Here is a 23,597-nt window from a genome sequence, read left to right on the forward strand (position 1 = left end):
ACCGCGCCGGGACCCCGTCATGCCCAAAGCAACGAAACCACCCCGCCCACTCAACCGCTGACGATCAGCGAAGCCTCATCGCCCCAAGCGAAACGGCGAGGCTAATAGACGCTGCTGGATGGTGGCATTGGCCAGTCCTGCCCCCGAGTCGATCGAGACCACATTGGCCCCTCGACGGTGAGGCCTGGAGGTCAACTCCCGTACGTAGACGGCAATATGCGCGCGGTTGGCGATTACCGGGTCGACGTCCTCCCGTTCGCACATCAGCAGGTACTCGGCGAGCCCGCGGGCGTAGGCATCGATCGTGCGGGGCGCACGTCCGAGATCCGTCCAGATCGTCAGCCAGGTCGCCGCCTGCTCGTGCCGGCCGAGCACCGGCCACTTCTCCGTCAGCACCGTCGTGCCGCTCAACACATCTCCCAAGTCCGTGGTTGCACCGGAGAGACATGATCACCCGGCAGATTCCACGTAACTTTTAATATGCTCAAACGGCAGATGTTCGGCCGTGCCAAGTTGCCCCTACTCCGCAAACGCATCCTCCTGAGCTAACACTCAGTCACTGCACCACAATCCTTGCGATAGAACCAAAGTTCGACCGACGCCGAGACGCTGGTGACGGAGGCCGCTGCCTCTTTACGGCGGCGAGGGTTGGCCCGGTCGGGGCGCCCGCTGCCGGCCCGGAAACACGGTCGGTGTGTTCTTCTACGTGCGGGGAGTGCCTCCGCGGTCATGCGAGGCGCCGGTCAGCTCAGACTCCTCGGGGACGGCGTCGGTCTGCTCGTTGCCAAACCTCGCCAGATGCTTGCCGAGCATGTCCGCCAGTTCCTGGGATCGGATGCCTAGATCCTCTCGGTAGGTGATAATTCCGTTCCAGTAGAGACAGAGCGTTCCCCGCAAAGTATCGCCATTGCGAACCGGCATGCCGAACCAACTGTGGTAGCCCTCTGAGGCGACGAGATGACTGATGGACTCGAAAAGTGGGTCAGTCTGTGCATCCGCCACAAACAGGTGCTGATGGTGTCTGACGACGTTCGGTACGGTGAGCGCACTGTCGCGACCCATCATACGAATCTCCTCGACGTAGCGAGAGGAGAGGCCGCGCCAGCGCATGCTCTTCGTCCAGGAAGCGTCCGGTCCGGTCAGCCAGGAATCGTCAGCCGAAACGTGCACTCGATCGGCGCCAAGCAGTTCGGTGGCCGCGTCGCAAACGAGGTCGAGCAGTTCTGGTAGCGACTCGGCGGAGGACGCCCGTACTCCGAATTGTTCGAACGCGGCAGCACTTTCGCCGGTCTTTGATGAGATAGTCTCGACGATGTGCGTGGATCTTGAGTCATCGATTCCGGCCGCCCGCTCGACGTGGTTCACGTAGAACGTCAGTGCATCGCTGTCCGAGTTGAACGATGCCATGACGATCAGCTCCCAGTTGCCGGTCGTCATGTGGACCTCGTCCACTTCCGGCAGCGCGGAGAGCCGGTGAGCGACTGCGAATCGTTGACCGCTCTCAGCGCGTACCAAGACGATCAGCCTCGAACGCGCCGCGCTGCGAGCCAGCGTGGCTCCGATTCGCATCCCGTCGCGCTCGGTCAATCGACGGATCCGCTGACGAACCGTCTTCTCCGACACTCCGACGTGCCCAGCCAGCTCCAGATTGGACATCCGGCCGTTCTCCGCCAGCAATCCGAAGATCCTCTGATCCAGGGGATCAAGTTCCGACATTACATCTCCTTGACTCGGACATGAGGTGCTGATAGCTACCGGCATCCGGCCCGACACCGCCGATAGTCGGACAATGGTATGCCTTGTAACGACCTAGTCTGCACCGTTGCGCGCTGGCGAGACGGTTCGGCCCACCGCGGCTCTAGTCATGGCCCGCCTGCTCCTGCTGTCCGCGTGATCGCAAGTCCCGCCAAAGGGTCGTGCGGTCGTTGAGGTCGTGGTCGGGCTGGACCCTGACCTGGATCCTCTTCGAGAGCGCGACTGAAGGCGTTTCTGGGACGCGGCCACTACGACCATGCCGTCGCTCGTCACTGTTGCCGATGCGGACGCCGCGCCGCGCTTGGACTGCACACACGTGGTCCGAATTTCGGACCTACGTGTTCCTTGACTCGGCAAGAGTCGGGCGGGTAGCGTCCGTCTGAGGCGATAGAGGACTGATATTCGGATTCGCAACACGAGGAACGGTGTGACGTATCTATCGACGGTAGGCAACGACGTGAAGTCGCGCGGCCGGGTGATCGTGGCCGGTGCGGGCATGGTCGGTTTGTGTTCAGCGCTGTCGCTGCGTCGGGCGGGGTTTGAGGTCGGGGTTCGAGAACTAGCGCCGGGGATTAGGGAGACCGGTGCTGCGCTCGGAGTTTGGCAGCACACAATCACCGAACTTGAACGTCTTGGGCTTGGTTCGCGGCTGTCCGAGATCAGGGCCGAACCTAGCTTCCAAGGCTTTCGCGACCCCTCCGGTGCGCTGATCGACGTGAGCGATATGCCGCCGGGGCGTACGGTGCTTCGCCAGCGGCTCAGCGCGTTGCTCGTCTCCGCTGTCGGCGAAGAGAATATTCGCACTGGTATGGGAGTGGTCAATTACGCCGAGGACGAGTCCGGCATTGCCGTACATTATGCCAATGGCGATTACGAGCGTGCGGATTTGCTCGTCGGCGCCGATGGCCTGAACTCCCGGGTCCGCACCAAGCTCATTCCGGGCTCGGAAAGCCATTATTACGAAGACGGTCACCATGTGTGGCGGGCGGTACTGCCGTTCGACGGGGATCTCGGCGATGGTTACCTGACTATCGGGCGTGAGCGTACCCGCGGCGCGGTGACGCGGCTCGCCGACGGTTCCTGCTTTTGGGTGCTAGCCCAGTTGGGTTTGACCGGCGAGGTCGCCGGAGACCCCAAGCAGGAGGCTCTTGCCAGGGTTGCGAATCTGTACGACGGGGATTCCGAGTTCCTGCTGCGCAAGGTCATCATGGCTACTCCCCAAGACTCAGTGATCTACAGTCAGGTCGCCGTGGTTCCGGAAATCCCACGCTGGAAGGACGGGCGGGTGGTGCTCGCCGGGGACGCCGCACACGCTATGTCCCCCCATATTGGATCTGGTGCCTCGCTTGGCATCGAGGACGCTCATGTCCTTGGCGACCGGCTCATGCACAACGACATCTCCTCGGCATTGGACAGTTATGAAGCCGACCGCATCGCCCGATACAAGCTGGTGCGCGAGCACGCCAAGGCCATGGCGTTGGCGGAGACGCCAGCGGACTACATGGAACGCTTCTCCCGTTTCGTGAACTGGCTGAACGACACCGCAGCATAAGAGAACAACCTAGACGTCCTCGTGGCGGTGGTGGGCGGGACAGAAAGGCTGTTCCCTGGACACAAGAAACGGAGACACCGTCACGAGAGCTTCTTCGCTGTTGGGCCGACAGAGAAAAGAACCGGGAGACCAACTCCCGGGGGGACCTCACGGCAACTGTGTGGTACTAGCTGCGGGTCGCGCAGCGCGAGGCCCATTGACGATGCTGATAAACACACTGGCGCGACCACAATAGTTCGAATATTCGACCTAGCAAAGATGTCCCCAGGCCGTGCCGCTCAAGGTGGGCTGATGATGGGCCTTCGGCCCAAGAAGTGGAGGCTGTGATGGAAATGCGGCGACTGGGCACGCAAGGCCCGACCGTGTCAGCAATCGGGCTGGGGTGTATGCGGATGTCGAACTACCAGGGCTCGCAAGAGACCGAGACCCGTGAGAGCGAGGCAATCAGCATCGCCACGATCCATGCGGCGCTCGATGCAGGGATCAACATGCTTAACACGGGCGACTTCTATGGAATGGGCCACAATGAGATGTTGATCGGTCGGGCGATCAGGGGGCGGCGTCGCGATGATGCCGTTATCAGCGTCAAATTCGGGGCGCAGCGGTCTCCTACCGGAGCATTTTTGGGCTTCGATATGCGGCCCGCCGCCGTCAAGAATTTTGCTTCCTACTCGCTTCAACGGCTGGGTGTCGATGTCATCGACATTTATCAGCCGGGGCGCATCGACCCGAATGTTCCGGTTGAGGATACGGTCGGCGCTATCGCTGATCTCATCCAGGAGGGAAAGGTCCGTTACCTTGGCCTTTCCGAAGCCAATGCAGAACACCTCCGGCGGGCCCATGCTGTCCATCCTGTCGCCGCGCTCGAGATCGAGTATTCGCTGGCAACGCGGCTAATCGAGCCGGAGATCCTGCCCACAGCACGAGAGCTTGGAGTTGGCATCGTCGCCTACAGTGTGGTGGCGCAGGGCCTGCTGTTGGGTAACATCGAATTTCCTCTGCCGGCCGACGATCCCCGCAGCCAAAATTTCCCTCGCTTTCAGGGGGACAATCTTCTCCACAATCTCGAACGCGTGGCCGTCCTTAAAGATTTGGCGGCGGCAAGGGGTGTCTCGCCGGCACAGGTCGCGATCGCGTGGGTGCTCTCGCGCGGTGACGACATCGTGCCGCTGATTGGGATGAGCCGGCCGGGGCGGTTGCCCGAGAATCTCGGCACCTTGGACATTCAACTGAGTCCTGACGAGCTGGCGACGCTCGACGAGGCATTCGCACCAGGCGCGATCGTCGGCGATCGGCAGCCCACCCGTTTCAAGCATCTGGCACCGGAGTGAAGCCAAATGTGTGACAACGAGCGATCGCGCTAACGCCACACAGGAGAACGCATCTTGGCTGATATGTAGGCGGTGCAGTACGACAATTATGGTGATCGAACGCAGCACTCTGTGATAGGTACGGTTGAGCCGAAGGAGTTTTGTAATGCCAGCTACTCCATGGAGAAGGGTCTTGCTTGGCGAGGTCGAGACCGGGATTTCGAAGTTTGAGATTGCGGAAATCGAGTCGACAGACCCGAATGGTTATGGTACTGGGTTCATTTGGGGTTTCGACGAGCCTCCAACCCTCCCCTACTATCCGGATGAGCCATACAAGGTTCGCAGCGTGTTGGCACCTCCTGGAGGAGTGCGAGTGTTCGGCGCGCATTTCCCCCCGCTGTCGCGTTTGGCGGAGATGGAATGGTCCCCGGGTTCCGAGGAGCAGAGGAAGCTCATTAACGCGCAGCCCAGCGGGATTCACTGGTATGACGGCGTTGGGTTTGGATGCTTTCATTCTCACGACAGCATTGCCATCGACACCGTCGTAAGCGGAACGATCGCAGTTGAGGTATCTGACGGGACCCGTGAAGTCCTTAATTCGGGTGACGTGGTCGTCTTTTGCGGTTCGAATCACCGATGGCAGGTGATCTCCGATGAGCCGTGCACCGTACTCGTCACGGAATTCCATGCGACGCGACGCCAGGGTGAGGAGCCTTCCGGAACGATGGAAGACGTGAGGATGCGGATCGCCGCGCTAGCAAACGAATCAGAAGTCGGGCAGGAACTCTGACGCAGGCCTCGTCTGTAGAATTTCCTTCCCGAGAACCAGAGGGAAAACCGTGTACCTAACTCAAGGCCTTCACCGCTCTCTTCGAGAGAGCCCGAATGCGCCCGCCACGATCTTCGGCTACCGGGTGCGAACCTTCTCGGATCAGGCCGATCGCGTTGCCAGGTTTGCCGGAGCGCTCCGAGAGTTCGGGGTGGTCGACGGCGAGAGAGTGGGCATCCTGTCCCACAACTCCGATAAGTATCTCGAGGCGCTCCTTTCTGTTCCGTGGGCCAACGGCGTGGTTAACCCGGTCAACTACCGCTGGAGCCCAGCTGAGATTATCTACTCGCTGAAGGAGTCTGAAACCGAGATTCTTCTGGTCGATGACACGTTCGCCCCGGTCGTTTCCGAATTGCGCCAGGGATATGAGGGACTGCGTGTCGTCGTCTACATGGGCGATGGGCCGCCGCCGCTCGAAGATGCCGTCGGTTACGAAGACTTGATCGCTAAGACCGCTCCGCTAGCCGACTCGGTGCGCGGCGGGGATGCGCTCGCCGGGCTGTTCTACACCGGTGGCACGACGGGATTCCCGAAAGGGGTTATGCTCAGCCATGCCAACATCCTGATCTCCGCGTTCGGCAGCCAGGCCTCGTGTCCCTTCGTCGTCCCGAGCGGGCGCACGTTGCATGTCGCACCGATGTTCCACCTCGCCGATCTCGCGATGTGGGTCGCCCAGTTGATGCTCGGGGGCGCGCACGTTGTTCTCCCCAACTTCGACCCTCCAGCGGTCATGGCTGCCATCGACGAGCACCGCGTGACGAACGTCGTGCTGGTGCCCAGCATGGTTCAGATGCTGGTGGACCACCCGGAGTTGGCTCGATTCGACTTGTCGAGCGTGCGTTACATCGTCTATGGCGCCGAGCCGATCACCGAGGTTCTCCTCAGGCGCGCGATGAGCGCCTTCCCTCAGGCAGATTTTGTGCAGTGCTATGGCATGACTGAGCTCGCTCCGATGGCCACGATGCTGTCAGGGGAAGATCACCGCCAGGGCACGCGGTTGCGCTCCGCTGGCCGGGTAGTAGCGCACGCCGAGGTCCGCGTGGTCGACCAGGAGGGCAACGAGGTGCCCCCAGGCACGATCGGCGAGATTGTCGTGCGCGGTGGCCACGTAATGCTCGGTTACTGGCATAAGCCTGAAGCGACCGCCAGCGCGCTGTGGGACGGATGGATGCACACCGGCGACGGCGGCTATATGGACGACGACGGCTACCTCTTTGTCGCGGACAGAATCAAGGACGTGATCATCTCGGGAGGCGAGAACGTCTACGCGGCCGAGGTGGAGAACGCCGTCGCCAAGCACCCGGCCGTCGCGGCATGCGCTGTGGTCGGGGTCCCGGATGACCGCTGGGGCGAACGCGTACATGCGATCGTGGTGGTCAAGCCCGGTGCCCAGAAGCCGACCGAAGAGCAGATCCGCGAGCACTGCAAGGGGCTGATCGCGGGATACAAGTCGCCCCGAAGCGTGGAGTTCGTCGACGTTCTTCCGATCTCTGGGACAGGAAAGATCGATAAGCGCCAGCTGAGCGAACCCTACTGGGCTGACTCCCCCAGGAATCGTTAACCGCTCGAGACAAGGCCTCGAGGAGTCGACCCATGGTGAACACCTCGCGGCGTGCGACCGTCCACACCCTAATCCGACGGCGCAATTCATCAACCCGATGCCACCACCAAACTCGGTAGCGCCCTCAGCTACGAAAGGCATCTAATGACTGCAACGGAAGACATGTTTATCCTGGGCATCGCGAGCACGCCCGTAGGTCGATTTCCTGATCGCACGTTTGTCGACCTGTGTCGCGAGGTGATAACTGAAACTGGCCAGGACGCTGGCTTCGCCAAGCTTCCGGTCGAGCGTGCATGGTTCTCAAGCGTGTTGATGGACTTCTGGGGCCAGCGTGCGTGCCGTGGACAAGAGATCCTCACCCCGTTGTGTGATGAAGACCTGCTCCCGCACGGTCTTTGCATCCAGAACGTGGAGGCCGGCTGCGCGAGCGGGATGATGGCCTTCCTTGGGGCGGTGAGCGACGTCCTGTCCGGCGAGGCGGAGATCGCGCTCGCGGTCGGGATCGAGAAAATGAGCCACCCTGAGCGACCGCGCGGAGACATCCTTAAATGGATCGAAGGGACCGCGGGCCAGCTCGAGGGAGATTACTTCTACGATCCACACCGAAAGCTCGCCGCCGAACTCAGCATGGGTTTCAGTCCGGGCGAAGAGGGCCGCTCGATCGCCATGGATGTCTACGCCCTGTGGGCCCAGGCCCACAGGCAGAAGTTTGGGACGACGGACAAGCAAATCGCGGCCGTCGCTGCGAAGAATCACACCAACGCGGTCGACAACCCCCGAGCCCAGTACCGATTCCCGATGACCATCGAGGAGGTACTCGCCGACAGAATGGTCACTGAACCGCTCACGCGCGCCATGTGCGCCCCGACGGGTGACGGAGCTGCGGCGGTGCTTGTGTGCTCGCGCGCATATCTGGAAACGCAGCCGCGCGCTGTGCGCGAGCGTGCCCTGCCGATTCTCGGACACGCCTCTTCCGGCGGCAGCCGATGGTCCTTGTTCGAGAATGACCGTGCAGCCGCTCGGGCGGCCCGACGCGCCTACGAGCGGGCGGGCATCGGGCCGTCGGATGTGGACCTGGTGGAACTGCACGACGCCACCGCGATCGCAGAAATCCTTCTCATCGAGGATCTGGGCCTCTGCGCCCGAGGGCAGGGCGGGGCATTCACGGCATCAGGCGCAACAGCGCGCGGCGGTGAGATCCCGGTCAACGTGTCGGGCGGCCTCGTGTCTCGTGGTCACCCGATCGGTGCTACAGGAATCATGATGCTTAACGAGGTCACCCTGCAGCTGCGTGGCGAAGCCGGGGCGCTGCAACTACCCCGAGCGCAGGTTGGGCTCGCCGAAAATGGCGGCGGGATCGTCGGTCACGACAACGCCGTCTCCGCGGTGACGATCCTCGGTGCGCCCGCTCGCTCAGAAGGAGCACGGTGAATCCGAAAGCACGGCACTTAGACGTGGTCTAAGAGCGGGTCCGCTGCATGAACTGGTGACAGGTTCGGTTAGTCCGCTTGGATGGACGGCTGGGGGCCGTACTCGGCCGCCCCGCTGAGAGTCGAAGGTACCCAGGAAGAGCACGCTGCAAGGCATGCGATTCGACGGCGCTGCGACGGGAGAGGAAGGGCAGGGGCTTGCCATCACTCCGCTGAAGCCGCCGTTCGGCGACAGTACTCGCACCCTCACCCCGGCCTGCCCGAGATCGCCCAGCCGGCCCTAAACAGGCAAGTTTCCCGCCCCGACGAATTGACAGAGGTAGAGCATGGATGTGTTTGAGGCGATGGAGTCGGCCATGACCATGCGGTGGCTGACCGAGGAGCCAGTACCCGATGAGCTGATCGAAAAGTTGATCTGGGCTGGCACTAGAGCGGCGAATCCAGCGAACGCTCAACTCTGGGACTTCATCGTGGTTAAGTCACCGGAACAGCGCGCGCTCCTCCACGAAACCATGATCTCACCAGAAGTGCGAGCGCGTCTCGAGTCACTTGGCGGCGCCAGCGCGAATCCGTTGGCCACCCTCCTGCGAGATGCTCCGGTCCTGATCTTCATCTGTGTATCATCGCTGGTTCCTGGCGACCCAAGAGAGGATCGCTATAAGTTCTCCGCTCTTTACGGAGCGGCCCAAAATATGATCGTGGCCGCACGGGCGCTGGGCTTGGGAGTCACCCCGACCGGACTACACCATTTCGCCACTAAGGGCGTCCGAGATCTACTTAATGTGCCCGATCACAAGATCATTGGTGTGACCATGCCGGTGGGTTGGGCAGCCCGTCCGTTCCGCTCAGTCAAACGAAAGCCGATCGCGGATGTAATCCACTTCGATACTTGGTGAATCTTTTACGTAACAAACACCATCCGGAGCTGGAATCGCGGACAGCTGGGCGAACTGGTGAGGCAGGTGGCCGACGGCAATGTGGTACTCACAATGAGTACCGGAGCGATGTCGCTGCCGAGAGTCAACGCCGAGATGATGAGGTGATTCAGGGCGTGAGCGCAAGTTGCTCCCACGCGACATCAACTCGAGATTCCGGTTAGGATCGCGGTAAGCAGGGGCCCTCCTCTATGGAGTTGGTGCCGTGTCCTTCGTTTGCTCTTTCGCTCAAGGGTGACGACCAGGACTGTCGGATGTGGCACGTTGCGGCCTTGTGCGCGCAACTGTGCAATACGTGCTTGGCGGGACCAGTTGATGGCTGGACGAGGTGCTGCTGACTCCGCATTTACGTCAAGCCAGGTGGGCTGGTGACGTCACGTACGTCCGCGCCTTGAAGAATGCCCAGAACTCGGTGCTCATCGGTCCAGACGGAGTCCTCGTTGACCAGTCGACGCCCGACCATCAGTCGCGACGCTCAGCGAGCCCTCGACCGCAGCAGCTGCGGCGTCGGTTGCTAAATTCCCATTGACAAAGGTGGTCAGAAATCGCCAAAATTGTTTCGATGGCGCGCTGTGCGCGACACCCCGAGCCAATCCCAGTGATTGGCTGGCCTCTGTGACATGGCCAAACTTCAGGCAGGGCGCGCGCGGTCCCTTTGTTGCGTAATTGAGGAAGGACGGATTAATTGATGTCGACCGTGCAACTTCGGCGTTACCAGGTTAAGTCGGGCGAAATGGAGGGGTTTGTCGAACGTTGGCATCTGGTGCTGCCCGCGCGGCAACAGTATGGGTTCGAGGTGCTCTTCGCCTTCGTGGATAGATCCACGAACCAGTTTGTGTGGGCGGTCAGCTACGAAGGAGATAGCGACGACTTTGATGCGGCCGAGAAGCGCCTGATGGAATCACCCGAAGGTGCGGCCATTCGGGCGGAGTATCAAGCCGCGGATCACCGTGGCAGGCTTCCTGTGGAGCTTCTGGATGATATGTTCATCACCAAGGTCGACGTCCTCCATCAGATCTGGCCGACTACTTGACCGATACGGTCTCACTCGTAGCCGCCGCTGAGAATCATCAATTGACTCCGACATTTCATGTTCGCCGCTAAGCGCGCTCAGATCCGATAGTTCACGCGGTTTCCAGGGGCGCTCGCAGTGCTGGCATGATCGGAGGTGCGTGCACCCTAACCTCGCCGTTTCGCTAGGGTACGGCGGGTGATGGGGCAGAAATGCGAAAGTGCCTTCCTGACCTGGGACGATGAACCTTGCTGAGGGGTTCTGTCGGTCCAAGCGGAGGGCACTTTCTACGTGCAGGCTATCTTGCGTCCCCGGGTTCATGTCAGCACCGATGGTTCGGGGGTGGTCGGTCATGCCGGAGCACGGTTGCTGGCGGATCTTGCCGATGCCACCGGGCTGACCGCCGCGTACTCCACCGCGTTGCGGTCGCTTCGCCCGCGCGGGACCGGACATGATCCGGGCAGGATCATCACCGATCTCGCGGTGATGCTCGCCGATGGCGGCGAGACCATCACAGATCTGGCCGTACTGCGGGACCAGGCCGAGGTGTTCGGCCCCGTCGCCTCGACACCGACGGCCTGGCGGCTGCTCGCCGACGTTGCCGAGCGGGCACTGTCTTCTCTGCGCTCGGCCCGTGCCCAGGCCCGGGAAGCCGCCTGGCTGCAGGCCGCCGAACACAGTGAAAGCATTCCCGCAGTCCGTGCCGCGGGTCGCGTGCTGCCCGGTCTGGTCCTGGACCTCGACGCCACGCTGGTCACCTGCCACTCCGAGAAAGAGCAGGCCGCACCCACCTACAAGGGCGGCTTCGGCTACCACCCGCTGCTGTGCTTCCTGGCCAACACCGGCGAGGCCATGTCCGGCCGGCTGCGGCCCGGGAACGCCGGTGCCAACACCGCGAGCGACCACATCACGGTGCTCGACCAGGCGCTCGCGCAGATCCCCGACGCCCACCGGCACGGCACCGACATCCTCGTCCGCACCGACAGCGCCGGATCCTCGAAAGCCTTCCTCACCCACGTCCGCGACGTGCGGAAACGAGGAATCCGTACCTCCTTCTCGGTCGGATACGCCATCACCGAACCGGTCCGCCGCGCTGTCCGGGCCATTCCCGACCGCCTCTGGCATCCCGCCCTGGACCAGGACGGGACCATGCGTGATGGCGCCGAGATCGCCGAGCTGACCGGCATAGTCGACCTGAACGGCTACCCGGCCGGCACCCGCATCATCGTGCGCCGCGAGCGGCCGCACCCCGGAGCCCAACTGTCCCTGTTCGACCAGGACGAGGGCCTGCGCCACCAGGTGTTCCTCACCGACACCCCCTACTCCGGCGGCGGCTCCGCCCAGTTCCTCGAGGTCCGTCACCGCGGGCATGCCACCGTCGAGGACCACATCCGGTGCGGCAAGACCACCGGATTCGGCCGCTTCCCCTCCCGAGACTTCGGCATCAATGCCGTCTGGCTCGAACTCAGCCTCACAGCGATCGACCTGCTGGCCTGGACCCGCATCCTGCTCCTGGACGGCGAACTCGCGGCTGCCGAACCGAAGAAGCTCCGCTACCGGCTGCTGCATGTCGCCGCCCGCCTTACCCGCGGGGGCCGACGCCTGCGCTTGCGGATATCGGTGACCTGGCCCTGGAGACACGAACTGGCCACGGCCTTCCGCCGCCTCGCCGCACTGCCCCGCCCAGTCGGCTGACCGGCCAACCGCCCCTGCCCGCCCACGACCCGAAGGACCCCGGAGAACCCGACCACCGCGCCGGGACCCCGTCATGCCCAAAGCAACGAAACCACCCCGCCCACTCAACCGCTGACGATCAGCGAAGCCTCATCGCCCCAAGCGAAACGGCGAGGCTAAGCCTCGATCCACCCGTGGCGGTTTGAAGTGATCTTTTGAGGATTCGACGGGTGGTTCCCGGAGTCGTTGGCTGTGTGCGGGCAGGGGGTATTCGCTGGTCTTCCCAGCTTTTCCACGGTGGCTCCGGTCGTGCCCGGTTGGCGGGTGGACGGTGGGGTCAGGCTGGTTTGGGTGGGCGGTGGAGGGTGTCGAACAGATGCATCCACGCGTCGTGCCAGGGCCATCGTCGGGGCGGGTGGAACGTGAGGCGTCTGGCGGACCGGGCCAGGCGTGCGTGGGCGTCGACGAGGTGGCTGCGGAGGGTTGTGGTGATGGCCTTCGCATGGAAGACCGAGGCCAGGGCCCCGGCGGCCCGCAGCAGGTTGTGGGAGATGGCCCAAAGGATCAGCTAGGCGGGGTTCGCGTTGAACTTCCCCGACGGCAGGTGGGCCAGGGGTCCGGCCTTGCCGTCGGCGATGGCCTGCTCGATGACCGCGTGGTGGCGGTGCTGGCGTTCGGCCTGCAGTGTGGTGAAGGGGCTGTCGGTGAAGATGGGGTGGTAGCGCCAGTGCCCTTGCCGGAAATCTCATCCGTGCAGGTCACGCTGCATGTCGGTATTCGTGGAGGATGCCTCCGAGGCGATCGTGCCGACGTATGTTGAGGCGGGCTAATGTGTCCGGCTCGTCGATCGGCGGGGGCAAGGGGTGGAGCGGTCTGGCGTTGGCGATGCCTTGGTGTGGTCGATGTCCGTTGTAGAACTGCTCGAACTCGTGCAGGGCGTGGAGGAGGTTGTGGGATCCTGTTGCCCATTTGCTGTTTGTGCTGGTCGGGGTGTTGATCGTTGCGGCAGGCTGGTCTAGTGGCCGGTCCTTTTCGTTCCCGGTCACGGGGTGGGAGGGGTTCGGTGTCGATGGAGCCGCGGTCGTGGCCGGAGCCGGCGCCGGAGGTGGCTCGGGCGGTGCGGGCAAAGTACCGGGGAGGTCAGGTGCCGCTGCCGGTCGTGGTGCGTGATCGGCTCGGTGAGTTGTTCGCGGATGCCGAGTTCGCGGAAGCGTTCGCGGTGACGGGGCCGCGTGGCTGGTCACCGGGCCGTTTGGCACTGGTCACGGTGTTGCAGATGGCCGAGAACCTGACCGACCGGCAGGCTGCCGAGGCGGTGCGGGACAAACTCTCGTGGTCCTACGCGCTCGGACTGGGCCTGGAGGATCCCGGCTTCGATTTCAGTGTCCTGTCCCAGTTCCGTACCCGGGTCGCTACGAGCCTGCCGACCGGTTCTGGTTCGCAGCGCTGGCCGGGCTGATATTCCGGCGCCACTGGCTCAGGGTCTTCCCTGTCACCCCCGGCACCCTGCTTGCCTGGCACCGCAGGTCATCGCCGCGAAGTGGGACTACACCGCGCGCCGACGCACCGGACGCCCGCCCACCCCGGCAGCGGTCAAGAAGCTCGTCCTGCGGTTGGCCAGGGAGAATCCGAGTTGGGGGCACCGGCGGATCCAGGGAGAGTTGGCCCGACTCGGACATCGGATCGCCGCTTCGACGGTCTGGGCGATCCTTAACGCGGCCGGCATCGAACCCGCTCCACGTCGCTCAGGCCCCACGTGGCGCGAGTTCCTGACCGCACAAGCCGAGTGGATCGTCGCGGCAGACTTCTTCCACATCGACACCGTCCTCAACAGGCGGTTGTACGCGCTGGTGTTCCTCGAGCACGGCACCCGGCGACTGCACATCACCGGGGTCACCGCCCACCCGACACGGGACTGGACGGTGCAGCAGGCGCGGGATCTCACTGCCGACCTGGGCATACGCATCCAGACCCTGCACTTCCTGCTGCGCGACCGCGATGACAAATACGGCGAGGCCTCCGATGCCGTCTTTCGGGCCGAGGAGATGAAGATCATCAAAAGTGCGCCGCAGGCTCCCCGTATGAACGCGCACTGCGAACGCATCATCGGCAGCATCCGACGCGAAGCCCTCGACCACGTCCTCATCATGAACGAGGCCCACGCGCGCCACGTCCTCGCGTACTACGAGCAGCACTACAACGAGCATCGACCCCACCAAGCGCGCAACCAGTTACCACCCGACGCCCCCGAACAACCCCCCGCGGCACATGACCTCAACACTCACAAAGTCCTGCGTACCCGGATCCTCGGCGGTCTCATCAACGAGTACAGATATGCAGCATGACGTGCAGCGATGACTTTTCGAGCGGCACAGGCTACCCGGGTGGATCGGAACGGATCAACAGACAGCCACGTCACCCCCGCAGCCCTGCGCCCCGGCGACGTGGTCCTCGCCGTTACCCCCCACAGGCTCCGCATCACCGTACGGCGCACGATCTGCGGTGAAACCACCTGATTCAGCTATGGGCTTCACAAGGTGATGACCGCCCGCCCGCCCCAACCCCGCCACAGCGTCCATGCTCGCCTCCAGCGCGGGACGCGTACAGCCCGACAGACATCGAGAAACCTCAACGACCAAAGGACTGCACACTCATGATCACTGACCCTGACATCGGGTGGGAGATCCATCCCGGCGACCTTCTGTCCGGCTCCGAGCAGCTGACCTACGTCGGAGTCGTCGTTGCCGAGGACGGTCCAGGACCCGTGGACGCCGTCCGCAGGGTGACGTCATCGAAGAGGGCTGGTACGACCTTCCGACGGCAGCCAGGGGGCGCGAGCTGTACGACGTCGATACCGTCGCCCTGGTCATCGAGGCGGCAGCTGCGCATCTGGCCACCTACGGCTGGCTGCCCCCAGCCCGGCGGTACGGCTGGACCGGCGGGAAGCGCCCCGCATACCGGGCCGGGTCCGTGAAGATGATGCGATGCCTGACGATCAGCAGCCCGACTACTTCGACGCCCTAGGCTAGGTCACTCCTAGGAGGACCGGCGCCGCGGTAGCGACGACCTCGCCACCCTACGGGCCTACCTGGCGGCGGGGTGCAACGCCGGACGATCCGCCGGTACGGCTGGCCTGCGGTCCTGCTTCGCGCCGACATCATCTGAAGCGGATGAAACGATAAGAGCTGTTTGCTGTAAAATCAGCGGATATAATGCTTATGCGAACCGGAGGGCAGGGCCGGGAGCCAGTGGTGGACGAAGAGCACCCGGGGTCCCAGGAGGTGGAGCCGGACGCACCGAGGCTGCGCATGGCGGCAGCGGCCGTCGGTGCCCTGAGCGAGGCCGAGCTGCTGCCTTTCGTCCTCCATCAGGTGGTGGCTGGACTCGGTGGCCTCGGCGGCGTCGCCCACGTGCGCGAAGGCGACCGGCTCCGGTTGGTCGCTGCATGCGGCTTGTCACCGGACGCGGCCCGAGCCTGGGACGATCTGCCGCTTGACGTGGCAGGCGGGCGGGAGGATTCGCCGCCGCGAGCGGCTGCCGCACGGGACGGCCTGCCGCTGGAAGAGGCCGGAGCCCGGGAGGAACTGCCGTCTGCCGCACGTGCCGGCCCGGTGGTGGCCCTCCGCGAGGAGCGATTGGTCAGGTTGCCTCTCGATCCGTCGCGTCCGCCTCGTTGGAGGGCATTCCCCCTGGCCGCCGGAGTGATCGGCGTTCCGCTGACCGGGCCCGGGCACCCGCAGGGTGTGCTGAGCGTGCTCATGGCGCTGCCGGACCCGCTGTCCGGTTCTGACCAGCGGTTTCTCGGTGAGCTGGCAGCCGCGACCGACGACCGCTGGCTCCACGTCGCCACCGGAACCCTCCCTGCGGTACCGCGACCGAACCCCTTCTCACGCGTCTCGGAGATCATCCGGGAGATGAACGTCGGGCTCTGGGACTGGGACCCAGGTGCCGACCGGGTTGTCGCCGACGAGACCGCACTGTGGGTCATGGGGCTGAGCCGGGACACTTATGACGAACGGGCCGAGACCTGGTTCTCCGCCGTGCACCCCGACGACGCCCCCGTCACGCGCGCTACTGCCGAGCACGCCGCGGCGGGCGGTGGCGACTACGTCGCTGAGTACCGGGTGCACCGCCCGGACGGCGGAACGGCGTGGGTCGAAGGCCGCGGCCACGCCGCACCCGGCACCGGAGGCGGCGTGGCCCGGCTGACCGGAACCGTCTGGGAGGTCACTTGGACCAGGGCCACGCGCGACGCCACGGAAAAACTCTTGCGGCCCACGCCTGACGGCGTCCTGGCTGGGAACACCGGGAAACCGGACCCGGCGGAGCAGATCAGCGCGGCACAGAGGTTGGAGCAACGCGCCGCCCGGATCGCCGAACTCACCGAAGGACTTGCCCAGGCACTCACCGTCTCGGACGTCGTGAAGGCGATGGCCGTCCCCGTCCTCCCACTTTTCGGCGCGACCGCCCTGGTGACCGCGGGCATCGACGGGCGGCGGCTGCGCGTGGTCGGGTCCTTCGGCTATCCGAAGGAGTTCATCGACTTGTTCGACACCATCGGTCTCGACGCCATGTCGCCCGCCACGGACGCGCTGCGCAGCCGCACCCCGATGTTCATCTCATCGGCCCGCGAATACGAAAAACGATATCCGCACCTGTCCGACCTACGCGCCCGGGGCGGCAAACAGGCGTGGGCGTTCCTGCCCCTGATCGCCTCGGGCCGGTCCGTCGGCTACTGCGTCATCGCCTTCGACACTCCCCGGACCCTGAATGACGAGGAACGCACGCTGCTGGTCGCGCTGGCCGGACTGGTCGCCCATGCCTTCGAACGCGCCCGGCTCTACGACGCCGAGCACTCCCGGGCCCAGGAACTCCAGCGGGGCCTGCTACCCCAGACGCTACCGGTGCTCCCGGCGGTCTCCGCGGCGGCCCGATATATCCCGGCCGGTCCGGACGCCGAAGTCGGCGGCGACTGGTACGACGTCATCCCCCTGCCGTCCGAACGCGTGGCCCTCGTCATCGGCGATGTCATGGGTCACGGGGTCTCCGAGGCTGTCACCATGGGACGCCTGCGAGCCGCCGTGCGTACCCTGGCTGATCTCGACGTGCCGCCCGACGAACTACTCACCCGCCTCGACAGCCTGGTCAACACCCTCGGCGGCGCCTCCAGCGCCACATGCCTGTACGCGGTCTACGACCCGACGAACTGCACGCTCGCCTTCGCCAGCGCCGGTCATCCGCCGCCGGCGATCCTCCACCCCGACGGGAGCGCCTACTTCCCGCCCCTTGATCCGAGCCCCCCGCTCGGCCTGGTCCAGCCTCCGCTGCACACCGTGGAACTCGTGCTGCCCCCCGAGAGCCTAGTGGTGATGTACACCGACGGGCTGGTCGAGTCGCCCGCTAAGGACATCGACGCGGGCATGGCAGAGCTCGGCCGTTCCGTCACCGCGGCCGCATCCCGCCCGCCGACGGGTCACACCCCGTACCCGTCGGGCCCGGGCGGCGACTCCGTGCGTCTCGAAGACCTCTGCCACCGAGTCACCGCGAATCTGCTGCCGCTCGGGGAACCGTACCTCGACGACGCGGCCCTGCTGGTGGCGTGCACCCATGCACTGGACCCGGGCGACATGGCCTCCTGGTCATTGCCGGAGAACCCCCTAGCCGCAGGCCAGGCCCGCAAACTGGTGCGCGCTCAGTTGGGCGACTGGGACCTGGAGGAGCTGTCGATGACCACCGAGCTGCTCGTCAGCGAGCTGGTCGGCAACGTGATCCGGCACGCCGACGGGCCGGTCCATCTGCGTATGCTGCGCGGCCGGACCCTCATCTGCGAAGTGTCCGACGGCAGCCCGGCCACCCCTCGCATCCGGCACGCCGGCGACAACGACGAGGGCGGCCGGGGATTGCAGCTCGTCGCCGCCCTCTCCTACCGCTGGGGCGCCCGGTTCACCGCAACAGGCAAGTACATCTGGACGGAACAACGACGCCCCGGCGTCCTCGCCCCCGACTGACAAGGAGCAAAACTCCGGGCAGTTCTCCTCGTCGGAGAGAAATCGCTGGTCGTCGCTCCGGCCTGGAGCGGCGCTCGCCGCGCTCATGCGGCAATGGCACCGACCCCAGACTCCCGCGCTCCGCGGCGGCGCCGCACCTTGCCGGCCCGACGGCGGATGCGATCGTCTCCGCACCGTGGCGCACACGACCCGAGAAGGACGGACGCAGGGGAGAACGACGCGCGGGAGACCGCACCCGCAACACGCTTGAGACGTGTCATGCGGGCGAAACCGTCGTTGTCCAGGTCCAAGGGGAGCCGACGCCCGAGGCGGGCGGTCGCGGGGGAGACGACGCCGATCCTGCGGGCGAGCCGGATGGGCGAGAGGTGAAGCCGGTGGGCGAGTCTCGCGGGAGAGAGGTCGTCCCGTCGGCGTGGTGCTGTCAGCCATCGGCGGCCTTTTGACTGCCGCGGTCGTCGAAGACGTTGTTGCGGGGCCTTTTCCCTTTGGATTTGGGCTGCTGTGGGGGCTGGGACGTTGTCCGGATCTCGGGGATTTCACCGGCGTCCGGGTCGAGGTCGGCGAGGTTGCCCAGACGGATTGATGTCCGGGCCGACGGCTCCGTCGATGCTGTAGAAGTCGCCGTGGGCAGCCGTGTTCCCGGCGGCAGTTGCTGCTTGAGGATCAGTGCCTTGATCTGCTCCGCCAGCTGCGTCGTCGCCGGTGTCCGGCCCCGTTCGATCCGGAATCCGGCGGCCGACAGGTCGAAGCGGGGCTCGTTGCCCATGTCAGATGTCATAAGTCGTATTGAACCCGGCAGCAGGCCCGGACGCGTAACAACCCCTTCGGGTGTCACGGCCGGCGGAGTCACCGAACCCTTGACGAGCTTCATAAGACGTTTTATAACGTCTTACATCTGGTGGGCGCAAGTAGCCCCGCCGGGAATCAAAGGAGCCCCCCGTGTCAGACCAGAACCCTGTGACCGTGATCGCCCGCTTCACCCCGGCCGCAGACCGCGCTCCGCAGCTGCGGGCCCTGCTCGAAGGAATGATCGCCCCGACCCGCGCCGAGCCGGGATGCCGCTCCTACGACCTCTACACCACCGAGACGGAAGCATCGGACTTCGTCCTCCTGGAGCGCTACCAGGACTCCGCGGCCCTGGAGGCGCACCGCACGACGGCCCACTACAAGGCATACCGCGCCCAGCTGTCCGACCTCCTCGCCGAACCGGTCGAGGTCTCCGTCCTCAGGCCGGTCAACGTCATCGACTGACGACGGACACGTCGCGACGTCGCGCGACCGCTCACGCGACGTCGCGCGACCGCTCACGCGACGTCGCGCGACCGCTCAAAGGAGAGCACCATGTCGGACCCGCGCCACATCGACAAGAGCAGCCGCCGTGCGCTGTTCGCGTCCTGGCTGGGATGGACCTTCGACGGGTTCGAGACCTACGCCCTCGTCCTCGTCGGCCCCACGGCCGTCATGGCGGTGGGCACCGAAGCACAGCTGGCAGACCTTCCCACCTACGTCAGCGGCCTGCTTGCGGCCACCCTCGCCGGCTGGGCGCTCGGCGGGATCCTCGCCGGCTTCGCGGCCGACCGACTCGGCCGACGCCGCACCCTCATCCTCTCCATCCTCTGGTACGCCCTCTTCACCGGTCTGACCGCACTCGCACCCGACTACTGGTGGCTGCTCACCCTGCGCTTCATCACCGGCATGGGACTGGGAGCGGAGTGGGGCAGTGCCACCGCCCTGATCGGCGAACTCTGGCCGGACCGTTCACGAGGACGAGCCGCCGCAGTACTTCAGTCGGGCTTCGGCGTCGGCGCGGTCATCGCCGCACTGGCCTGGTACCTGCTGGAGCCCGTGGGCGACAACGCCTGGCGCTACCTCTTCCTGATCGGCACGCTCCCGGCACTCATCGTCCTCTACGTACGGCGGGCCGTCCGCGACCCGGAGATGTGGACCTCGGTCCGCGACCGGCGGCGCAAGGCCAAAGCCGCCCAAGAAGCCGGCAACACCGTCGCAGCCGCAGACAGGGAACTCCTGCGCTCCCCCTTCACCGCCGTCTTCAGCCAACCCCACCTGCGCCGTCGCGGGCTGCGGCTGCTCGTGCTGACCGTCGTGTCGGTCATCGGCCTGTACGCCGTGTCGGCCTGGATCCCCGCATACACCGCCCAACTCGCCAAGGACACCGGCGAGACGGGCACCCGATGGGGTGCCAACGCCGGCCTGGTCTTCAACGGCGCCTCCGTACCCGGCTACCTCCTGCTCGGTTACCTGGCCGACCGCTGGGGCCGAAAACCCACCATGCTCCTCTACTACTCCGTATCCGCGGCCGTCGTCCCGGTCTTCTTCTGCGCCGTCCACACCCCGCAGGCGGCACTGGCCGTGGCAGCCGTGGCCGGGTTCTTCATCCTGGGCCAGTTCGCCTGGATGCCCATCTACATGCCCGAACTGTTCCCCACCTCCGGTCGCGCCACAGCGATCTCCACGGTGTTCAACTCCGCACGCATCGCCGGCGCACTGGTCACCCTCGGCACCGGAATGCTCATCAGCCTGCTCGGCGGGATCACCGCCGCTGCCACGATCGTCGGAGTGGTGATGTACGCCATCGCCATCGCCACCGTCTGGTTCGTCGGGCCGGAGACCAAGGGACAACCCCTCCCCCGGTGAGCCGCTTCCAGGTCCCCACCGGCCACGACCGCACAACGGCAGCCGGTGGGACCAACTGCGAACACCACCTGGCCGGCCAAGCACCACCCGGCCCTGCGCCAGGAGCACTGAGCCGCATCACGGCCCCTGGACCCGCCGAGCGCAAGGCCGAGAAGGACGACTCGTCCGCGTCGTCCGCCGGCCACAAGCCGGTCCGGGCACTGGTCTGATCCGCCCCACCACCAGGAAAACCCCCGCGAGGCGGAACCGCTCGCCCCGCGGACACGTACGAGATCTGGAGAACCGACCATGGCCCTTACTGCGAACTCCCTGCGCCGGGCGCTGAAAAGAGCCAGGGACGGAGTGACCCTCGACGTCGCCGAGGCGGCCGTGCTGCTCCAAGCGCGCGACGAGAACCTGGTCGACCTCGCCGCCTCCGCCGCCCGGGTGCGCGACGCGGGTCTCGAAGCGGCCGGCCGCCCCGGCGTGATCACGTACTCCAAGAGCGTCTTCATCCCTCTCACCCGCCTCTGCCGCGACACCTGCCACTACTGCACCTTCGTCACCATTCCCGGCAAGCTGCGCCGGGCCGACCACGGCATGTTCCTCTCCCCGGACGAGGTCCTGGACATCGCCCGCAAGGGCGCCACGCTGGGCTGCAAGGAAGCCCTCATCACCCTCGGCGACAAGCCGGAGGACCGCTGGCCCGAGGCCCGTGAATGGCTCGACGCGCACGGCTACGACGACACCCTCGCCTACGTACGGGCGATCTCCGTCCGCGTCCTGGAGGAGACCGGCCTGCTGCCGCACCTCAACCCCGGCGTGCTGACCTGGACCGAGTTCCAGCGCCTGAAGCCGGTCGCGCCATCAATGGGCATGATGCTGGAGACGACGGCGACCCGGCTGTGGTCGGAGCCCGGCGGCCCGCACCACGGCTCCCCGGACAAGGAACCGGCGGTACGGCTGCGGGTCCTGGAGGACGCCGGCCGCTCCTCGGTGCCGTTCACCTCGGGCATCCTCATCGGCATCGGCGAGACGTACGAGGAGCGCGCCGAGTCGCTGTTCGCACTGCGCCGGGTCGCCCGCGCCTACCACGGCGTCCAGGAACTGATCATCCAGAACTTCCGCGCCAAGCCGGACACCGCGATGCGCGGCATGCCCGACGCGGAACTGGACGAGCTGGTCGCCACGGTGGCCGTCGCCCGGCACATCATGGGCCCCGCCGCCTGCCTCCAGGCGCCGCCCAACCTGGTGGACGACGAGTACGAGCGGCTGATCGGTGCCGGCATCGACGACTGGGGCGGCGTCTCCCCGCTCACCATCGACCACGTCAACCCGGAACGCCCCTGGCCGAAGATCGAGGAACTAGCCCGGCGTTCCCTCGCGGCCGGTTTCGAGTTGCGGGAACGTCTCTGCGTCTACCCGGAGTTCGTCCGGCGCGGCGAGCCCTGGCTGGACCCGCGCCTGCTCCCGCACGTCACCGCCCTCGCCGACCCGGAGACCGGACTCGTCCGCGAGGCCGCGGTGGTGGAGGGGCGGCCCTGGCAAGAGCCCGATGAGGCGTTCACCGCCTCCGGCCGCACCGACCTGCACCGCACCATCGACACTGAGGGCCGCACCGGCGACCGCCGCGACGACTTCGACGAGGTGTACGGCGACTGGGGCGCCCTGCGCGAGGCCGCCGCCCCCGGGATGGTCCCCCAGCGCGTCGACACTGACGTCCGCCAGGCGCTGGCCACCGCCGCCGACGACCCGACCCGGCTCACCGACGCCGAGGCGCTGGCACTGCTGCACGCCGACGGGCTGGCTCTGGACGCGCTGTGCCGGGTCGCCGACGACGTACGCAGCTCAGCGGTCGGCGACGACGTCACGTACATCGTCACCCGCAACATCAACTTCACCAACGTCTGCTACACCGGCTGCCGCTTCTGCGCCTTCGCCCAGCGCCGCACCGACGCCGACGCCTACACCCTCTCCCTGGACCAGGTCGCAGACCGCGCTCAGCAGGCATGGGACGTCGGCGCGGTCGAGGTGTGCATGCAGGGCGGCATCCACCCGGACCTACCGGGCACCGCGTACTTCGACATCGCCCGAGCGGTGAAGAGCCGGGTGCCCGGGATGCACGTGCACGCCTTCTCACCGATGGAGGTCGTCAACGGCGCCACCCGCACCGGCCTGTCGATCCGGGAGTGGCTGACCGCGGCGAAGGAGGCCGGCCTGGACTCCGTCCCCGGCACGGCCGCCGAGATCCTCGACGACGAGGTCCGCTGGGTCCTCACCAAGGGCAAACTGCCCGCCGCCACCTGGATCGAGGTCATCACCACCGCCCACGAAGTGGGCATCCGCTCCTCGTCCACGATGATGTACGGCCACGTCGACCAGCCCCGCCACTGGCTCGGCCACCTGCGCACCCTGGCCCGCATCCAGGAACGGACCGGCGGCTTCACCGAGTTCGTCACCCTCCCCTTCGTCCACACCAACGCGCCCGTCTACCTGGCCGGCATCTCCCGCCCCGGCCCCACCGTCCGCGACAACCGTGCGGTGACCGCCATGGCCCGGCTGCTGCTCCACCCTCACATCCCCAACATCCAGACGAGCTGGGTCAAACTGGGCGCGGAGGGCGCAGCGGATATGCTCCGGTCCGGCGCCAACGACCTGGGCGGCACCCTGATGGAGGAGACCATCTCCCGGATGGCGGGGTCCTCCTACGGCTCCTACAAGTCGGTCCGGGACCTGGTCTCGGTGGCGGAGGCGGCGGGGCGCCCGGCCAGGCCGCGGACCACGCTGTACGGGGAGGTCCCGGAGGAGCGCAGGCGGGCCGCCGATGCCTCCGACGGGCATCTCCCGGAGCTACTCCCGGTCCTGGACGCGTGATGATGTCCGGCTCACCAGGCAGC

15 protein-coding genes and 3 pseudogenes are annotated in these 23,597 nt (G+C 65.7%); 14 read left to right on the top strand and 4 right to left on the bottom strand.

Translation table 11 applies throughout. From position 1 onward, the window contains the following. Nucleotides 1–75: 75 nt before the first annotated feature. Nucleotides 76–411 carry a hypothetical protein gene (locus tag LIV37_RS39505; RefSeq protein WP_254807141.1) on the bottom strand — a complete coding sequence of 112 codons (336 nt, stop codon included), beginning with the start codon at nt 409–411 and terminating at the stop codon, nt 76–78. Between the two features lie 291 nt (nt 412–702). After that, the gene (locus LIV37_RS39510; RefSeq protein WP_020872658.1) at nt 703–1,716 is read right to left on the bottom strand and encodes an AsnC family transcriptional regulator; all 1,014 of its coding nucleotides are present in this window, start codon (nt 1,714–1,716) and stop codon (nt 703–705) included. 466 nt (nt 1,717–2,182) lie between these two features. Here LIV37_RS39510 and LIV37_RS39515 point away from each other — a divergent pair, with 466 nt between their 5' ends. The 8 genes from LIV37_RS39515 (at nt 2,183) to LIV37_RS39550 (ending at nt 12,079) form a co-directional block, all read left to right on the top strand. After that, nucleotides 2,183–3,307, top strand: a complete 1,125-nt coding sequence (locus LIV37_RS39515; protein ID WP_020872659.1) for an FAD-dependent monooxygenase — start codon at nt 2,183–2,185, stop codon at nt 3,305–3,307. Between the two features lie 326 nt (nt 3,308–3,633). Next, a complete protein-coding gene (locus tag LIV37_RS39520; RefSeq protein ID WP_020872660.1) occupies nt 3,634–4,638 on the top strand; it encodes an aldo/keto reductase in 1,005 nt (334 codons plus the stop codon). Between the two features lie 172 nt (nt 4,639–4,810). Beyond that, nucleotides 4,811–5,407, top strand: a complete 597-nt coding sequence (locus tag LIV37_RS39525; protein ID WP_148717756.1) for a cupin domain-containing protein — start codon at nt 4,811–4,813, stop codon at nt 5,405–5,407. 49 nt (nt 5,408–5,456) lie between these two features. After that, nucleotides 5,457–7,007 carry a long-chain-fatty-acid--CoA ligase gene (locus tag LIV37_RS39530; RefSeq protein ID WP_121823975.1) on the top strand — a complete coding sequence of 517 codons (1,551 nt, stop codon included), beginning with the start codon at nt 5,457–5,459 and terminating at the stop codon, nt 7,005–7,007. A gap of 144 nt (nt 7,008–7,151) precedes the next feature. Next, nucleotides 7,152–8,438 carry a thiolase family protein gene (locus LIV37_RS39535; RefSeq protein ID WP_121823974.1) on the top strand — a complete coding sequence of 429 codons (1,287 nt, stop codon included), beginning with the start codon at nt 7,152–7,154 and terminating at the stop codon, nt 8,436–8,438. Nucleotides 8,439–8,763: 325 nt separating this feature from the next. Continuing rightward, entirely contained in the window at nt 8,764–9,333 is a 570-nt protein-coding gene (locus tag LIV37_RS39540; RefSeq protein ID WP_121823973.1) for a nitroreductase family protein, read from the top strand. A gap of 727 nt (nt 9,334–10,060) precedes the next feature. Further along, nucleotides 10,061–10,405: an NIPSNAP family protein gene (locus LIV37_RS39545; RefSeq protein ID WP_020872664.1), complete on the top strand. Its 345-nt coding sequence runs from the start codon at nt 10,061–10,063 to the stop codon at nt 10,403–10,405. Between the two features lie 240 nt (nt 10,406–10,645). Continuing rightward, nucleotides 10,646–12,079, top strand: coding sequence for an IS1380 family transposase (locus LIV37_RS39550; protein WP_214663622.1), 1,434 nt, complete (start codon nt 10,646–10,648; stop codon nt 12,077–12,079). Between the two features lie 737 nt (nt 12,080–12,816). On the opposite strand, the pseudogene LIV37_RS52200 reads toward LIV37_RS39550, so the two are convergent. Then, nucleotides 12,817–13,008, bottom strand: a pseudogene (locus LIV37_RS52200) (integrase); the annotation flags it as partial. Between the two features lie 119 nt (nt 13,009–13,127). On the opposite strand from LIV37_RS52200, the pseudogene LIV37_RS39555 reads away from it, so the two are divergent. The 3 genes and pseudogenes from LIV37_RS39555 to LIV37_RS39565 all read left to right on the top strand — a co-directional run. After that, a pseudogene (locus LIV37_RS39555) lies at nt 13,128–13,472 on the top strand (transposase); the annotation flags it as partial. A gap of 32 nt (nt 13,473–13,504) precedes the next feature. Continuing rightward, nucleotides 13,505–14,403, top strand: a pseudogene (locus LIV37_RS39560) (integrase core domain-containing protein). A gap of 906 nt (nt 14,404–15,309) precedes the next feature. Further along, entirely contained in the window at nt 15,310–18,066 is a 2,757-nt protein-coding gene (locus LIV37_RS39565; protein WP_158634856.1) for a SpoIIE family protein phosphatase, read from the top strand. A gap of 421 nt (nt 18,067–18,487) precedes the next feature. Here the strand turns inward: LIV37_RS39565 and LIV37_RS39570 are convergent, their stop codons facing one another. Next, the gene (locus LIV37_RS39570) at nt 18,488–18,832 is read right to left on the bottom strand and encodes a GntR family transcriptional regulator (RefSeq protein WP_202979586.1); all 345 of its coding nucleotides are present in this window, start codon (nt 18,830–18,832) and stop codon (nt 18,488–18,490) included. A 173-nt stretch (nt 18,833–19,005) separates the two neighbouring features. On the opposite strand from LIV37_RS39570, the gene LIV37_RS39575 reads away from it, so the two are divergent. From LIV37_RS39575 to LIV37_RS39585, 3 genes are all read left to right on the top strand, one after another. Next, complete coding sequence (locus LIV37_RS39575; RefSeq protein ID WP_121823970.1) at nt 19,006–19,317, top strand: putative quinol monooxygenase; 312 nt, start codon at nt 19,006–19,008, stop codon at nt 19,315–19,317. Nucleotides 19,318–19,407: 90 nt separating this feature from the next. Then, a complete protein-coding gene (locus tag LIV37_RS39580; RefSeq protein WP_243146083.1) occupies nt 19,408–20,721 on the top strand; it encodes an MFS transporter in 1,314 nt (437 codons plus the stop codon). Between the two features lie 288 nt (nt 20,722–21,009). Beyond that, nucleotides 21,010–23,574: a bifunctional FO biosynthesis protein CofGH gene (locus LIV37_RS39585; RefSeq protein WP_121823969.1), complete on the top strand. Its 2,565-nt coding sequence runs from the start codon at nt 21,010–21,012 to the stop codon at nt 23,572–23,574. The last annotated feature ends 23 nt before the right edge of the window (nt 23,575–23,597 follow it).

The organism is Streptomyces rapamycinicus NRRL 5491 (genome assembly GCF_024298965.1).
GTDB lineage: Bacteria > Actinomycetota > Actinomycetes > Streptomycetales > Streptomycetaceae > Streptomyces > Streptomyces rapamycinicus.

What these genes read in the sequence shown, in the direction of transcription:
- LIV37_RS39540 (WP_121823973.1), top strand. Translation starts at nt 8,764, where the DNA reads ATGGATGTGTTTGAGGCGATGGAGTCGGCCATGACCATGCGGTGGCTG.
- LIV37_RS39535 (WP_121823974.1), top strand. Translation starts at nt 7,152, where the DNA reads ATGACTGCAACGGAAGACATGTTTATCCTGGGCATCGCGAGCACGCCC.
- LIV37_RS39510 (WP_020872658.1), bottom strand. Translation starts at nt 1,716, where the DNA reads ATGTCGGAACTTGATCCCCTGGATCAGAGGATCTTCGGATTGCTGGCG.
- LIV37_RS39585 (WP_121823969.1), top strand. Translation starts at nt 21,010, where the DNA reads ATGGCCCTTACTGCGAACTCCCTGCGCCGGGCGCTGAAAAGAGCCAGG.
- LIV37_RS39520 (WP_020872660.1), top strand. Translation starts at nt 3,634, where the DNA reads ATGGAAATGCGGCGACTGGGCACGCAAGGCCCGACCGTGTCAGCAATC.
- LIV37_RS39570 (WP_202979586.1), bottom strand. Translation starts at nt 18,832, where the DNA reads ATGGGCAACGAGCCCCGCTTCGACCTGTCGGCCGCCGGATTCCGGATC.
- LIV37_RS39545 (WP_020872664.1), top strand. Translation starts at nt 10,061, where the DNA reads ATGTCGACCGTGCAACTTCGGCGTTACCAGGTTAAGTCGGGCGAAATG.
- LIV37_RS39580 (WP_243146083.1), top strand. Translation starts at nt 19,408, where the DNA reads ATGTCGGACCCGCGCCACATCGACAAGAGCAGCCGCCGTGCGCTGTTC.